Consider the following 15,036-nt stretch of genomic DNA (forward strand, 5'->3'; position numbering starts at 1 on the left):
GGATGCGCCCCGGCAGCCGAGGGGTTCAGGTCTGCTTCTCGGGGCGGTATTCGTCCTCGTCCACGCCGAACGTCCAGGCGACGCCCGCGCGGGCCGTGCGGGTGCCGGGCGGGACGCGCAGGTAGTAGGTGCGGTGCGTGCCGTCCGGCTCGGGGGTGGAGTTGACCACCTCGACCATCACCACCGGCTCGTCGCCCGGCAGGTCGATCGACCACAGGACGCCCGTCTCGTCCCGGTGCAGGGGACGCGCGCCGGTCTCGGCCAGGTAGCGGTCGTATCCGAAGATCTCCAGCATGACGCGGCGCAGCTCGGCGTTCTGCTCCGAGGAGATGCGGTCGGGCGTGAGGCCGGCCAGCGACGCGACGAAGTCGTGCGGGATCGGCATGCCGCGCCACGCGTGGAGCGCGAACCCGTCCGGGTAGGCCAGGGCGGGGCCGTCGCCGCGGTGCAGCCGGCCCGGCTCGTCGCGGTGAAGCTCGCTCGGCCGCTCGGTGAGGATCGCCAGCCGCTCGTAGGGCCACCACCAGCCCGCCGAACGGGCCACCTCCGCCAGGCCGGCGAGCGGGCCGTCCAGCCGTCCGAGCGACTCGAACAGCGCGAGCCACGGCGCGTCGTGCTGGCCCAGCACCGCGTCGAGCGTGGCGGCGCGGAGCAGGGACTCCGCCGCGTCCTGCTGCGGGGTCTCCCGCCGGTTCTCGGCCGGCCGGCCGAGCGCCTGCTCGCCGATCGCGCCGCGCACCCGCGCGACCAGCGCCTGCACCTGGCTCCAGAGCAGGCCGCCGGTCTCCGCCCATGTGCGCGGCCACTGCTCCGGCCCCTGTTCGGAGTAGGCCGCCGCACGTTCCGCCTCCCAGGGGCGGGTGCGCACCTCGGTCAGGACGCTCCCGCCCGCCTCGCCGTCACCGAGGTCGGCCCGCGCCCGGTCGACGAGGTCGCCGAGACCGGCGGCCTCCAGCGCCTCGCTCCCCCCGGCGAGGACGGCCGCCGCGACGGCCGCTCGTGCGGGAGAGGGCACCCAGACGTACCGCTCCGGCGCGGCCAGCCCCGCGGACGCGTAGGCGGCGGCCACGCCCGCCTCGGCCCGGGCGCGGTCGGCGGGCGCGGCGGTGAACGCCACCGCCTGCCAGTCGCCGACCACGAAGTGCGTCTCGCGTACCGTTCCGGTGGGCATCCCGGCCACCTCAGTCCGCCACGACGCGGACGGACCCGGGCACGTACTCGCGCTGCCGGATCACCCGGTACCAGCCCTTGGGCAGCGTGATCGGCGCGTGCTCCTCGTGCACCAGCCGCCCGCCGGACGGCAGGTGCAGGTGATCCGGGACGAGCGGGTCGGGCGTGCGCAGCAGCGAGCCCGGCGCCGTCAGCGCGTGCGCGTGCCCGGTCGCCTCGCCGAGCGCGAGCACCATGCGGCCCCTCCCGTCGCGCGGGGACGGCGGAAGGTCGCGCACGGACTGCGGGACCGCCTCCGCGGGCACGGGCAGGATCAGGACGTCTCCCTGTCGGTACATGCGGCGAACGTAACGTCCGCCACCGACAGAATGAGCACCGACAGAATGAGCACCGACAGAATGACCGGCGCCGGAATGAGGCGGCTCAGAAGCCGCGGGTGCGGCGGGCGGCGGGGCGCGCCCAGCGCCCGGACGCGCTCAGCCCCACGCGCTGGAACGCCCGCACGAGCTCGCCGCCGAGGTTGACGCCGGCGCCGAGCGCGAGGGCCACCGACACGGCGGTGATGAGGCTCAGCACGCCCGCCTGCGGTGAGCCGGTGTTGAGCTCGACCATGCCCCGGTAGAGCGCGGTCCCCGGCAGGAGGGGGCCGATCGCCGGGACCACGTACGGCATGACGGGCTGCGAGTTCCTGCGCGCGAGCCAGCTCGCCGCGACACCGACGATCGTGGCCGCCACGGCCGCGGCGAGGACCGGCGGGACGTCCCACCCGCGGGCCAGCACGTACAGCACCCAGATCAGCGCGCCGCCGAGGGCGGTGGCCGCCAGCACGTCCCGCGGCGTCGCCAGGGACACCGCGAACGTCAGCGAGATCGCGGCGGCGGCGATGACCGCGACGGGCTCCAGCTTCGCCGACGGGGCGGGCAGGTGGCGGACGTCGATCGGCACGCCGAGGCTGATCGCGAGGTAGACGACCGCGCCGAGCCCGGCGACGATCGCCGCGATCATGAAGAAGACCTCCAGCACCCGCGCCCCCGCGCTGAGCAGGTCGCCGGTGATGCCGTCCTGGATGCTCGCCACGAGCGGCCGCCCCGGCAGCAGCGCCAGGATCGCGCCGGTGACGATCGTGGCGGCCTGGCCCGGGTTGCCCATCGCCACCACCAGCACCGCCGCGCTGGCGCCGATCGCGGCGGCCAACGCCAGCTGGAAGAACTCGGCGACGCCACGGCGCGCCAGGTAGGCGGCGGCGCGGTCGCCGAGCAGGGTGGCGAAGAACGCGGTGGTCGCCACGAGCGGACCACCGCCGGACAGCACACTGCCGGACGCGGAGATGAGCCCGAGCGACACCACGAGCAGCCACGCCGGGTACGGGGGACGGCCCCGCTTGATCGCCGCGAGCCGCCTGTGCGCGTCGTCCAGTTCCAGCATGCCGATGGACGCGTCCTGCACGAGCTGGTGCAGCGCGGTGAGCCGCCAGTAGGCCGGGGTCCGGCGCCGGATGGCGCGCGTGCCCGTCATGGGCGGCGCGCCCCCGCCGGGGTGGGCCGACACCAGGAGGCTGGTCAGCGTGACCTGCACCTCGCAGCGGGGGAGCTCGTAGGCCACGGCCAGGCTGAGCATCGCCTCGTTCACGCGCTCGGTCGTCTCGCCGCTGGCCAGGAGCAGTTCACCGACCCGCAGGACGAGGTCGACGGCCCGGGGATCGACGACCTCGCCGGGCTCCTCCTCGTGGGGTTCCGGGGGCGACCCGTCCATCAGGACCTGCCACGTCCGCCGCAAGCGTTCCGCCGCGCCCATACCCCCGCCCGTGCCCCTTTCCGCCCTGGATGCTGATCTTGTCTGGCAGGCTACCCACGCCCCCCGTGTGTGAAATCCGCCCCGGTCGCCCCGCCTTTCCACAGAACGTGATTCTGGTGCGGAGTCTTCCGCGGCGCTGGTACCAAGGACGCATGACCACTTCGGACGGACTACGGGACGAGGCCGAACGCTGTCTGCGCGCTCTCGCGGGCGACCACGCGCGGCTCCGCGACGACCAGTGGACGGCCATCAGCGCGCTCGTCGTCGAGCGGCGCCGGGCCCTGGTCGTCCAGCGGACGGGCTGGGGCAAGTCCGCCGTGTACTTCGTGGCGACCCGGCTGCTCCGCGAGCGCGGCGCCGGCCCGACGGTGATCGTCTCGCCGCTGCTGGCGCTGATGCGCAACCAGATCGACGCGGCCGACCGGGCGGGCATCCACGCCCGCACGATCAACTCGTCCAACACCGGCGACTGGGACCAGATCTTCGCCGAGGTCGAGGCGGGCGCCGTCGACGTCCTGCTGGTCAGCCCCGAGCGGCTCAACAACCCCGACTTCCGCGACCTCGTGCTGCCCAAGCTCGCCGCCGGCGCCGGGCTGGTGGTCGTCGACGAGGCGCACTGCATCTCCGACTGGGGCCACGACTTCCGCCCCGACTACCGGCGGCTGCGCACCCTGCTGGCCGATCTGCCGCCCGGGATCCCGGTGCTCGCCACCACCGCGACCGCCAACGCCCGCGTCACCCAGGACGTCGCCGAGCAGCTCGCGGGCGCCGACGCCCTCGTCCTGCGCGGCCCCCTCGAACGCGAGTCGCTGCACCTCGCCGTCGTGACGCCGCCCACCGCCGAGCAGCGCGTCGCCTGGCTGGGCGAGCACCTCGGCGACCTGCCGGGCTCCGGCATCATCTACACCCTCACCGTCGCCGCCGCCCACGAGATCACCGGCTACCTGCGCGACCGGGGGTACGAGGTCGCCGCCTACTCCGGCCAGACGGAGCAGGCCGAACGCCTCCAGGCCGAGCAGGACCTCCAGGAGAACAAGCTCAAGGCCCTCGTCGCCACCAGCGCCCTCGGCATGGGCTTCGACAAGCCCGACCTCGGCTTCATCGTCCACGTCGGCGCGCCGCAGTCCCCGGTGGCCTACTACCAGCAGATCGGGCGGGCCGGACGCGGTGTCGACCGCGCGGAGGTGATCCTGCTCCCCGGCCGGGAGGACCGCGACATCTGGGCCTACTTCGCCAGCCTCGCCTTCCCGCCGGAGCACATCGTCCGCGCCACCCTCGACGTCCTGGACGCCGCCGGCCGGCCGCTGTCCACCGGCGCGCTGGAGCCGCTCGTCGACCTGAACCGGGCCCGGCTGGAGATGATGCTGAAGGTCCTCGACGTGGACGGCGCCGTCCGCCGCGTCAAGGGCGGCTGGACGTCGACCGGCGAGCCCTGGGCCTACGACCGGGAACGCTACGAGCGCGTCACCGCCGAACGCCGCCGCGAGCAGCAGGCGATGCTCGACACATCTCGACCACGGCCTGCCGCGAGGAGTTCCTGCGCACCCGGCTGGACGACCCGGCCGCCGCCCCCTGCGGCCGCTGCGACAACTGCACGGGCCGCCACCGCCCCGCCGAGGTCACCCGGGAGAGCGTCACCCGGGCTCGCGACCGGCTGCACCGTCCCGGCGTCGACATCGCCCCCCGCCGCATGTGGCCCACCGGCGTCAAGGACGACCTGGGCGTCTCCGGCCGCATCAAGCCGGAACTCCAGGCCGAGACCGGCCGCGCCCTCGGCCGCCTCACCGACATCGGCTGGGGCAACCGCCTGCGCGACCTCTTCGCCGCCGACGACACCGACGTCCCCGCCGACCTCGTGGACGCCGTCGTCCAGGTCCTCGCCGCCTGGGACTGGCCGGCCCGCCCCACCGGCGTCGTCACGATCGGCTCCCGCTCCCGCCCCCGCCTGGTCACGACGTTCGGCCAGAGCATCGCCCGGATCGGCCGCCTGCCGTACCTGGGCGAACTGACCCCCTTGGGCGACCCGGCCCCGCGCCGCCACAACAGCGCCCAGCGCCTCCGCTCCGTCTGGCACACCCTGGCCGTCCCCGACGACCTGGCCACCGCCCTGGCGACCAACCAGGGCCCCATCCTTCTGGTAGACGACCGCATGGAAACGGGCTGGACCATGACCACGGCAACCCGCCTCCTGAAAGAGGCAGGCGCAGGCGCAATCCTCCCGCTGGCGCTGGCCACCCCCTCCTGACCGCGCGGGGTGTCAGTCGGCGGGGAGGTAGCGGGTCTGACCGAACGTGCCTTTCGCGAAGGTAAGGATCTTGGTCGGCCGCACTTCGAGGACGATCGCCTCGCCCGCCCCGTGGGTGAAGCCGGTGTCGGTCACCTGGTACTGCCACTCGCCGTTCCACTTGGCCGCCCACGCGGTGGCGAGACGTTCGAGGAGGGCGCGGTCGGTCACGCGCTGGGCCTCACCCTCGACCATGACGTCCAGCCCCCGGTCCCAGTCGTTGCGGCCGGTGGTCAGGACCACGTGGGGATTGCCGCGGAGATTCAGGGCCTTCTGCTCTTCGGGCCCCGTCGTGAAGTACAGGGCGTCGTCGAGCCACACCGCCACGAGCGGCGTGACATGCGGCCGCCCATCGGACCGGACGGTCGTGATCCAGAAGAGCTGGGCGTCCTCCAGCGCCTCACGCGTGGCCGCCCACGGCGTGGCTTCGGCCGCGGGATCACTGAAGCGTTCGTCGAGCCGGGTCACCGGATTCCGCATGGTCGTTCACTCCGATCTGGCGGGGAAGGCCTCCATCACGATGCGGTCGATCTGCGAGGCCGCCGCGAGGTCGAACCCGAAGCGGTTGCGCATGACCGCGACGGCCACCCCGGAGTCGATGTCGGCGTAGGCGGCCGAGCCGTTCATCCCCACCATGCCGAGCGTCGAGCCGGGCCGGCCCTGCGTGCCACCGGGCCGGAAGGTGCTGAACCCGAAGGCCGATTCGGTCGGTATGCCCATCACCTCGTCCATGCCCTGGTACTTCACGGCCGCCATGCCGGAGAGGCGGGCGGCGGAGACGAGGCCGACGCCGTCGACATGGCCGAGCAGACCGGCGTAGACGCGGGTCGCCCCGCGGGCCGACATGGTCCCGGCGGACGGGATGTCGGAGCCGAGGACGTCGGCCCGGTTGGCGTACGCGGCGTCGGACCTGATGCCCGGCGGGATCGCCCTGTCCGCCGGAGACCCGGGCGGCGGAGGCTCGGGCGGCGGCCCCTCCGGCGGCTCCTGCCGGGCGACACGATCCAGCAGGACGTCCGGAACCCCGAAGTGCACCTCGTCCTCGACACCGAGCGGGCGTGTGACGGCCTCCCTCAGCCACCACGACAGGGTCCGCCCGGTCGCCCTCCGCACGATCTCGCCGAGGAGGAACCCGAACGTCTGGGCGTGGTAGCCGAAGCGCGTCCCCGGCTCCCACCAGGGCTCGGACCCGGCGAGCACCGCGCACATGTGCTCCCAGTCGCACAGATCCTCGACCGTGGTGTCGTACGGCGGCCCGGGGACGCCCGCCGTGTGCAGCAGCATGTGGCGGAGCGTCACCTTCTCCTTGCCGTGCACCCCGAACTCCGGCCAGACGTCCACCGCGCGCAGGTCATAGTCGAGCTCCCCACGCTCCACGAGCACGTGCGCGACCGTCGACGCGATGCCCTTCGCAGTGGAGGCGGCGTAGAACAGCGTGTCCGGCGCAACGGGCAGCCCCCGCCGCGAGTCGGCGACGCCCCCGACCACGTCCGCCACCACCCGCCCGTGCTCGACCACCGCCACCTGCAAACCGACCTCGCCGCCGGACGCCACGAGCCCGTCGACCGCCGCCTGCACCCGCCCCTGCACGTCATCGCCGCTCATAAGGTCACGATCCTCACCGCTCCACGGGACCGCCTCACTTTCCTCCTACCCGCAACATCCGCACCACTTGGCCCGCCCATCCTGATAACCGCCCGCCCGCTTGAGACCAGCCCGGCGTCTCCCTGCTTCCGCTGGTGCGGGGGCGTGCGCCCGCGCGCCCCCGTCGGCGCGGGCGGGACGATTCGGGCCGGCCCGTGCGCGCGGCCCCGCGCACGGGCCGGCGTCCGGTCCCGGCGCCGCGGCGGAGAAGGGCCGCGGCGAACGGGAGTCGGGCACCGGGCGGCGGCCCCGGCGGCCGGCACCGCCGGGGCTCGCCCGGGAACGCCGCCGTCCTGGGACGGATGGACGGCGGCGAGGGAGTGGTCCGTCGAGGTGAAAGTGTTCTAGAGGTCAGGAAAGTCTGTCCAGTTGTTTGGGGGAACATCTTGGGATAAGTTCAGGCGGAAATGTCATCATTTCCCGTTCAGTTGACCGCGCGGCCATTTCCGCGAGGCGCCGGAAGAGGTAGTAATGTCCCTCCCCGTGTCACCGACCCTCGACGCCCTTCTCGACGGCCCGCCCGGGCTTCTCGACATGACGTTCGACCAGCTGCGGACCCTTCTGGTGGTTCACGAGACGGGGTCGGCACTGAGGGCCGCGCGGGTCCTCGGACGCGAGCAGTCGAGCGTCCAGAAGCAGCTCGACACGCTGAACCGCACCAGCCAGACTCTGTGCGGCGAGGTCCTCACGGCCCGGCAGGGCCGGGGAAAGGACTTCCTCTTCACCCCGACCGGTGAGGCGACGGTCGAACTGGCGCGGAGCACCTTCGAGAAATGGCTGGAGTCCATTCATCTGAGCCGGCGGCGGCTCGGCCGCATGCTGACCGTCGGCACGACCGAGTTCACGCTGCCGATCGTCTCTCGGGCCTGGAACCGCGTCTCGGAGGAGTTCCGGCAGCGCGAAGTGGAGTTCAAGGTCCTGCACGTCCGTACGAAGGACGTGTGGTCACGGCTGGAGAACCGCCAGGTCGACCTCATCTGCGGCAGCATCGTCAGCACCCAGGAGGGCGACCTGCGGCTGAAGGAGTACGAGGTCATCGAGTACGCCCGGGGCCAGGCGCTGCTGCTCACCAACCTGCCGGAGTCCGAGCTGCCGGACACGGCCGTGGAGACCAGCGGCCTCGGACGCGTCCCGCTCGTGGTGCCGCCCGCCGGCCTCGTCGCCGACCTGCTCGCCACCTGGTACGGGACGAACTTCCGCGAGCGCCTCAACGTCGTCGCCGACATCGACGACGTGCACTACGGGCTGTCGCTGCTCAGGTCGGGATTCGTCCGCGGCTGCATGATCGTCACCGGCTCGATCGGCCGCGGAATGGCCGCGCAGGAGGACCCGGACGCCGTTCCCCTCCGCGCCATCGGGCTGCACGACGACCTGGAGCCCAAGGCCGAGCTCATGACGGGCGCCTTCGTCCGCCGCGCCGACCTCGAACGCTACGACGCCGGCCACCCCCTCAACCGCCTCTGGGACGCGGTCAAGGAAGACGTCCGCACCTACACCCCCCTCGCCTGACCGCGCCGCGCCGCTAACGCCGGCTCGGGGCACGGGCGAGTGAGGCGAACCCGCAGCGGCAGGGTCCAGGGGAAGCCCCTGGACCCGTGCGGACCGGCCCCTTACTTGATCTGGTTGTCGACCACGTCGAGGGTGGGGCGGGCGCCGAGGTGCTGCATGGCGCGGGCGGCGAGGCGGCAGCCGGCGGTGAGCGCGTCGGCGGGCTGCTTGCCGTCCAGCCAGGGCGGGATGAGGCCCGCGACGAACGCGTCTCCGGCGCCGGTGCCGTCGACGATCTTCTCGACGGGTTCGGCGGCGACGGTGATCGGTTCGGGGCGGCCGTTGGTGTACCAGAGGGCGCCGTCGGCGCCGCTCTTGATGACGACCTGCGGGTACCAGGCGGTCAGCACCTTGGCGGCCTGCTCGGGGGTGTCGCGGCCGGTGAGGATCTCGGCCTCTTTGGCGTTGACGACGAGCAGCCGGGCGCCCTGCGTCCACTCGAGGAAGGGTTCCGCGCCCATCCGCTTGAGCGGGGAGGAGGAGCCGCCGTCCACGGAGACCGACATCTGCGCCTTGCGCGCGAGGTCGAGGGTGTGGATCGCGGCCTTGCGGGAGCCCTCGTTGATCAGCGAGTAGCCGGACAGGTGCAGATGGGTGCCCTGCGTGAACAGGTCCTTGCAGCGTTCGATGTCCTCGGGGAGGAGCGCGCCGTTGGCGCCGGGGTCCGACAGCATCGTCCGGTCGCCCTTGTGGGTGACCATGATGACGCACGTGCCGGTGGGACGTTCCTGGTCCATGACGAGGCGGGCGTCGACGCCGTAACCCATCAGTTCCATGTCCCGGTTCCGGCCGGCGATGTCGGAGCCGCGGCGGCCGACGAAGGCGGCGTCGGTCCCTTCCACGGCGAGCCATGCGGCCACGTTGGCGCCGGAGCCGCCACCATGGATCGTCACGGCGGCGGGCGTGTCGCTCCCTTTCGCCAAGGGGTACGCGGCACGCGCCACGGTGTCGGTCATAAGATCGCCGACCACGACCACGCGCGTCATGGAGTCATCACCTCGATCAACACGGCCCGCGCGAGCGGCAATTCCGGGCGTGTGGTTGACCGTAACAGCTCTTGCGCCCGGATTAGGTCTCGAACGCGCAGCGAAACCGAGGAAGCCTGGTTTTTCTCGCACGGGCGGCGGCGCCCCCGTGCCTTACCCTCGGGTACGTGACCGAGCGTTACCCGGACCACTGGGAGGCCGACGTCGTCCTCAGCGACGGCGGGACGGCCCATCTGCGTCCCATCCGGCCCGAGGACGCCGATCTGCTGCGCACGTTCCACGCCCGGCTGTCCCCGGAGTCGATCTACTACCGGTTCTTCTCGCCGCGCCCGCGCCTGTCCGACCGCGAGGTCGAGCACTTCACGACCGTCGACCACGACCGGCGGGTCGCGCTGATCGCCACGATCGCGGGGGAGATGGTGGCGGTCGTCCGGTACGACCGGCTGGCCGACCGGCCGGAGACGGCGGAGGTCGCCTTCCTCGTGGAGGACGCGCACCAGGGCCGCGGGGTCGGCCCGGTGCTGCTGGAGCACATCGCCGCCGCGGCGCGGGAACGGGGCGTGCGCCGGTTCGTCGCGAGCGTCCTGCCCGACAACCGGCGGATGACGCGGGTGTTCCGGGAGGCCGGCTACCGGGCGGAGCAGCGGTTCGAGGAGGGCGTGATCGAGCTCGTCCTCGACCTGGAGCCGACGGAGACGTCGCTGGAGGTCATGACGGCGCGCGAGCACCGCGCCGAGTCGCGGTCGATCCAGCGGCTGCTGTTCCCGCGGTCGGTGGCGGTGATCGGGGCGAGCCGCGCCGAGCACACCGTCGGGCAGACCGTCCTGCGCAACCTGCTGTCCGGCGACTTCTCCGGCCCCGTGTACCCGGTGCATCCGACGGCCGTGGCGGTGGCGGGGGTCCGTGCGTACGCGTCCGTCCTGGAGATCCCGGACGATGTGGACCTCGCGGTCGTCGCCGTCCGCGCGGACGCCGTCCACGAGGTCGTGGAGGAGTGCGCGGGCAAGGGGGTGCGCGGCCTGGTCGTCGTGTCGTCCGGCTTCGGCGAGGTGGGGGACGAGGGGAGGGCCGCCCAGGAGCGGCTGGTCAGCCTCGCCCGCGCGTACGGGATGCGCGTCGTCGGGCCCAACTGCCTCGGGATCGCCAACACCGATCCGGACGTGCGGCTGAACGCGACCCTGGCGCCGACCCTTCCGGGACGGGGCCCGGTGGGGTTCTTCTCCCAGTCCGGTGCGCTCGGCATCGCCATCCTGCAGCGGACGGCCGAACGCGGCCTCGGCCTGTCCACGTTCGTGTCCGCCGGGAACCGCGCCGACGTGTCAGGCAACGATCTGATGCAGTACTGGGAGGAGGACCCGGAGACCAAGGCCGTCCTCCTCTACCTGGAGTCGCTGGGGAACCCGCGCAAGTTCACGCGGCTCGCGCGCAGGCTCGGCCGCCGCAAGCCGATCGTGGCGGTGAAGAGCGGCCGCAGCACGCAGGGCGTCCCGCTCGGGCACGCCGCGCGGGCGCTCACCCTGCCCGACCACGCGGTCAGCGCGCTGTTCGAGCAGGCCGGCGTGATCAGGGTGGAGGACCTCGCGGAGCTGTTCGACGTCGCGCAGGTGCTCGCCTACCAGCCGCTCCCCGCCGGCGACCGCATCGCGATCATCGACAACTCCAACTCGCTCGGCCTGCTGGCGCAGGACGAGGCCGTCGCGCTCGGCCTCGACGTCCGGCCGCGCATCGACCTCGGCCCCCAAGCGGACGCCGACGACTACGAGGCCGCGCTCGCCGGGGCACTGGACGACGACACGGTCGACGCGGTCGTGGCGCTGTTCACGCCGCCGACGATCGGCGGCTACGACGTCCGCGTCCCCGAGAAGATCCTCCGGCTGGCCGCCGAGGGCCGCAAGCCGATCGTGGCGACCTACCTCGGCACCGAGGGGATGCCCGCCGACCTGCGCGTGCCCGGCCCGGACGGGACGGCGGCGGAGGGGTCCGTGCCGTCCTACACCTCGCCGGAGGACGCCGTCCGGGCGCTGGCCTACGTGATCAGGTACGCGCGGTGGCGGCAGCGCCCCACCGGCCGGACGCCGGAACTGGAGGACGTCGACCGCGACCGGGCGCGGGAGCTGGTCGCGGGATGGCTCGGGGACGGCGGCCCGGTCGAGGCCACCCCGAAGCAGGCGGCCGAGCTGCTCGGCTGCTACGGCATCGAGGTCGCGGGCGGCGGGGACGGGGTGCCGACCCGCATCGTCGTCCGCGAGGACCGCTCGTTCGGCGCGCTGATCTCCTTCGGGATCGCCGACGAGACCGCCGACCTGCTGGACGACCGCGCCTACCGGCTGTCGCCGCTGGCGGACGCGGAGGCCGCGGAGATGATCCGCGCGATCCGCACCGCGCCGCTGCTGCTCGGGCACCGCGGCGCCGAGCCCGCCGACACCGGCGCCCTCGAAGACCTGCTGCTGCGGGCGTCCCGTCTCGGCTACGACCTTCCCGAGGTGGCGCGGCTGGAGCTCGACCCGGTCATGGCCGGCGGGGCGGGCGCGACGGTGCGCTCGGCGACGCTCACCCTGGAACGTCCGCTCGGGCCGCGTCCCGAGCTCGGGCCGCGGCGCCTCTGACGTCAGCCCGGGGGCGGCGGCGGGCTCGGCTCCGGCGTCGGCGGGACGGGATCCGGCTCGGGCCCCGGCGGGACCGGCTCCGGCGGCGGTCCGGGCGGCGTGGGCTCCGGCGGCGGGCCCGGCGGCACGGGCTCGGGCGAGGGGCCAGGGGGGACGGGCCCCGGCGGCCGCGGCGCGGGGCCGGGCGGCGGCGTGGGCGGCACCGGCGGCTGCGGGGGCGGGGCCGGGTCCGGTGTCGGCGGCGGCACCGGCGGCGGAGTCGGCAGGGGATGCTCGTCCATGCCCACCCCCTACCCCGCCCGCGCCGGGATCACCGCGCGCCGCGGGTCATGTGCGCGTCCGTCCCGGACAGGGCAGGATGGGGCCATGAGGGAAACCCGAGCGACCGTCAGTGGGCTGCGCACGGCCATCGAGCGCAGCGGTTACTACCCGGCCCTGGTCGCGGACGCGGTCGAGTCGGCGGTCGGTGACGAACACGTCACCGCCTACGTCGTCCACCACGAGGCGACCTTCGACCCCGCGATGGAGGTGCGCCGGCACGTGACCGTGCTCGTGCTGTCGGCGACCCGGCTGCTGGTGTGCCACACCGACGAGCACCCGCCGGGCGAGGGGATGACCCGGCCGCACGCGTCCACCACCACCGAGGCGGTGAAGCTGGAGCGCGTCCAGTCGGTCGCGGTCACGCGGGTCGTCCCGGACCCGGCCGCCTACGTGCCGGGCGTGCCGCCCACCGAGGTGGTGCTGACCATCGGCTGGGGGGCCATCGCGCACATCGACCTGGAACCCGCGACGTGCGGGGACGAGAACTGCGAGGCCGACCACGGCTACACCGGCAGCGTCACGGCCGACGACCTGTCCCTGCGGGTGAGCGAGGCCGCCGACGGCGCCGACGCCGTGCGCCAGGTCCTGGCCTTCGCCGAGGAACTGTCCACCGCGACCGCCCGGTGACCGCGTGACCGCGGCGGAGCAGCGCGTGGTGGAGGCGCCTGTGCCTCGGTACGGGGGCGGGGCGCTCGCTGATCTGGCGCCCTCCGTGCTGGCGGCGCTGGGCGTCCCGGGCGCGGTGAACGTGCTGGGGCTTTCGGAGGTGCCGCGCGTCTGCGTCCTGCTCGTGGACGGTCTCGGCTGGGAGCAGCTCAGGGCGCATCCCGATGAGGCGCCGTTCCTGAACGCGATGGCCGGCGGCCCGATCACGTCCGGGTTCCCGGCGACGACGGTGACGAGCCTCGCCTCGCTGGCGACCGGCGTCCCGCCCGGGGAGCACGGGCTGCTCGGCCTCCAGGTCGCGATCCCCGGTGCCGGACGGCTTCTCAACTGCCTGCACTGGAAGGACGACGACCCCGACCCGGCGGAGTTCCAGCCGGTCCCGACCGCGTACGAGCGGGCGGCGGCGGACGGGGTCGAGGTCGCCTACGTGTCCCTGCGCCAGTACAAGCGCTCGGGGCTGAGCCGTGCCACCGCCCGCGGCGCCGACTACCTGGCCGCCGAGGGCCTCGGCCAGCTCGTGGGACGGACCGAGCTGGCGCTGCGCCGGGGCGAGCGGGCCTACGTGACCGCCTACCACCCCGATCTGGACTCCACCGGCCACCGGTTCGGCGTCGGCTCGGCGGACTGGCGCCACCAGCTCAGGTTCGTCGACGTCCTCGCCCAGCGCATCGCCGAGGTGCTGCCGCCGGGCTCGGCCCTGCATGTGACGGCCGACCACGGCATGGTCGATCCGGCCGAGCGGATCGACGCGGACACCGTCCCGGAGCTGCGGGAGGGTGTCGCCCTCCTCGGCGGGGACGCCCGCGCCCGGTACGTCTACAGCGAGCCGGGCGCCCATGGCGACGTGCTCGCCGCGTGGACGCAGACGCTGGACGGGCGGGCGTGGGTCGTCTCGCGAGACGAGGCCGTCGCGCGCGGCTGGTTCGGGCCGGTCGGCGACGGGATGCTGGAACGCGTCGGCGACGTGGTCGCGGTCCCGCACGCCGACCTCGCGATCGTCGCGACCGAGCGGGAACCGTGGCTGAACAGGATGGTCGGCATGCACGGCTCCCTCGTCCCGGCCGAGCAACTCGTGCCGCTGGTCGGCACGTCCCGGCCCTGATACCTGGGGAGTTGAGATGAGTCCCGATTCGCCCCTCCCTAATCGGGGCATCGGCGGTCAAACTGGCGATGTGCACCCTCTCATCGAAGTGCCCGCGCTGGACCGGCTGCTCCGGCGGCAGACGCCCGTGGTCCTGCTGGACGTCCGATGGCATCTGGCGGGACCGCCGGGGATCGAGTCCTACCGCAGGGGGCACCTGCCCGGCGCCGTGTTCGTCGACCTCGACCGCGACGTGGCCGGTCCGCCCGGCCCGGGCGGCCGGCATCCCCTTCCCGAACCCGTCGTCTTCGAGGCCGCCATGCGCCGCGCCGGCGTCTCGGCGGACAGCCTGGTCGTCGCCTACGACGACGCCGACTCCACGTCCGCGGCGCGGGTCTGGTGGTCGCTGCGCTACTTCGGGCACGACCGGGTCCGCGTCCTGGACGGCGGCTACCGCGCCTGGACGGAGGCGGGCCTCCCGGTGACCACCGCCGAGCCGGAGCCCAAGCCGGGCGACTTCATCGCCAACCCGGGCCGGCTGCCCGTCCTGGACGCGGAGGGCGCCGCCGAGCTGGCGACGGCGGGCGTGCTGCTGGACGCCCGCGCCGCCGAGCGGTACCGCGGCGAGCAGGAGCCCGTGGACCCGGTCGCCGGGCACATCCCGGGCGCCCGCAACGCGCCCACCTCCGGCAACGTCGGGGTGGACGGCCGGTTCCTGCCGCCCGAGCTGCTCCGCGAGCGGTTCGCGCAGCTCGGCGCGACGGACGCCCTCGACGTGGGTGCCTACTGCGGTTCCGGTGTCACCGCCGCCCACGAGATCCTCGCCCTCACCCTCGCCGGGATCCCCGCCGCCCTGTACGTCGGGTCCTGGTCGAACTGGGTGACCGACCCGGCCAACCCGATCGCCACCGGGGACAACTGACGGGCCGGCGCGGC

12 protein-coding genes and 1 pseudogene are annotated in these 15,036 nt (G+C 73.9%); 6 read left to right on the forward strand and 7 right to left on the reverse strand.

Features of this window, described 5'->3' with window-relative positions:
- Positions 1–25: 25 nt before the first annotated feature.
- The 3 genes from ABGB11_RS29275 to ABGB11_RS29285 all read right to left on the reverse strand — a co-directional run bounded on the left by ABGB11_RS29275 (position 26) and on the right by ABGB11_RS29285 (position 2,964).
- Positions 26–1,171, reverse strand: a complete 1,146-nt coding sequence (locus ABGB11_RS29275; protein WP_347637931.1) for a DUF6745 domain-containing protein — start codon at positions 1,169–1,171, stop codon at positions 26–28.
- A 10-nt stretch (positions 1,172–1,181) separates the two neighbouring features.
- Complete coding sequence (locus tag ABGB11_RS29280; protein ID WP_347637933.1) at positions 1,182–1,508, reverse strand: hypothetical protein; 327 nt, start codon at positions 1,506–1,508, stop codon at positions 1,182–1,184.
- Positions 1,509–1,593: 85 nt separating this feature from the next.
- On the reverse strand, positions 1,594–2,964 hold the full coding sequence (locus tag ABGB11_RS29285; RefSeq protein ID WP_347637935.1) for a threonine/serine exporter family protein: 1,371 nt from the start codon (positions 2,962–2,964) through the stop codon (positions 1,594–1,596).
- Between the two features lie 152 nt (positions 2,965–3,116).
- Between ABGB11_RS29285 and ABGB11_RS29290 the strand changes: the two are divergent.
- Positions 3,117–5,209 (forward strand): annotated as a pseudogene (locus tag ABGB11_RS29290) (RecQ family ATP-dependent DNA helicase).
- A 12-nt stretch (positions 5,210–5,221) separates the two neighbouring features.
- Here the strand turns inward: ABGB11_RS29290 and ABGB11_RS29295 are convergent.
- Together ABGB11_RS29295 and ABGB11_RS29300 are read right to left on the reverse strand one after the other, a co-directional pair.
- Complete coding sequence (locus tag ABGB11_RS29295; RefSeq protein WP_347637937.1) at positions 5,222–5,728, reverse strand: pyridoxamine 5'-phosphate oxidase family protein; 507 nt, start codon at positions 5,726–5,728, stop codon at positions 5,222–5,224.
- A gap of 6 nt (positions 5,729–5,734) precedes the next feature.
- On the reverse strand, positions 5,735–6,853 hold the full coding sequence (locus ABGB11_RS29300) for a serine hydrolase domain-containing protein (protein WP_347637939.1): 1,119 nt from the start codon (positions 6,851–6,853) through the stop codon (positions 5,735–5,737).
- Between the two features lie 522 nt (positions 6,854–7,375).
- Here ABGB11_RS29300 and ABGB11_RS29305 point away from each other — a divergent pair.
- A complete protein-coding gene (locus ABGB11_RS29305; protein WP_347637941.1) occupies positions 7,376–8,401 on the forward strand; it encodes a LysR family transcriptional regulator in 1,026 nt (341 codons plus the stop codon).
- Between the two features lie 101 nt (positions 8,402–8,502).
- On the opposite strand, the gene ABGB11_RS29310 is transcribed toward ABGB11_RS29305, so the two are convergent.
- Positions 8,503–9,426: a sugar kinase gene (locus ABGB11_RS29310; RefSeq protein WP_347637943.1), complete on the reverse strand. Its 924-nt coding sequence runs from the start codon at positions 9,424–9,426 to the stop codon at positions 8,503–8,505.
- A 167-nt stretch (positions 9,427–9,593) separates the two neighbouring features.
- Here ABGB11_RS29310 and ABGB11_RS29315 point away from each other — a divergent pair, with 167 nt between their 5' ends.
- The gene (locus tag ABGB11_RS29315) at positions 9,594–12,032 is read left to right on the forward strand and encodes a GNAT family N-acetyltransferase (RefSeq protein WP_347637945.1); all 2,439 of its coding nucleotides are present in this window, start codon (positions 9,594–9,596) and stop codon (positions 12,030–12,032) included.
- 2 nt (positions 12,033–12,034) lie between these two features.
- Here ABGB11_RS29315 and ABGB11_RS29320 read toward each other — a convergent pair whose 3' ends face one another.
- A complete protein-coding gene (locus ABGB11_RS29320; RefSeq protein WP_347637947.1) occupies positions 12,035–12,313 on the reverse strand; it encodes a hypothetical protein in 279 nt (92 codons plus the stop codon).
- Positions 12,314–12,398: 85 nt separating this feature from the next.
- Here ABGB11_RS29320 and ABGB11_RS29325 point away from each other — a divergent pair, with 85 nt between their 5' ends.
- The 3 genes from ABGB11_RS29325 to ABGB11_RS29335 all read left to right on the forward strand — a co-directional run bounded on the left by ABGB11_RS29325 (position 12,399) and on the right by ABGB11_RS29335 (position 15,022).
- Positions 12,399–12,980 (forward strand): DUF5998 family protein, encoded by a 582-nt coding sequence (locus ABGB11_RS29325; protein ID WP_347637949.1) that lies wholly within the window; start codon positions 12,399–12,401, stop codon positions 12,978–12,980.
- Between the two features lie 40 nt (positions 12,981–13,020).
- Entirely contained in the window at positions 13,021–14,121 is a 1,101-nt protein-coding gene (locus ABGB11_RS29330) for a nucleotide pyrophosphatase/phosphodiesterase family protein (RefSeq protein WP_347637951.1), read from the forward strand.
- Positions 14,122–14,191: 70 nt separating this feature from the next.
- A complete protein-coding gene (locus tag ABGB11_RS29335; protein WP_347637953.1) occupies positions 14,192–15,022 on the forward strand; it encodes a sulfurtransferase in 831 nt (276 codons plus the stop codon).
- Positions 15,023–15,036 lie beyond the last annotated feature (14 nt).

This window comes from Actinomadura sp. B10D3 (assembly GCF_039871695.1).
Classification (GTDB): Bacteria; Actinomycetota; Actinomycetes; order Streptosporangiales; family Streptosporangiaceae; genus Spirillospora; species Spirillospora madurae.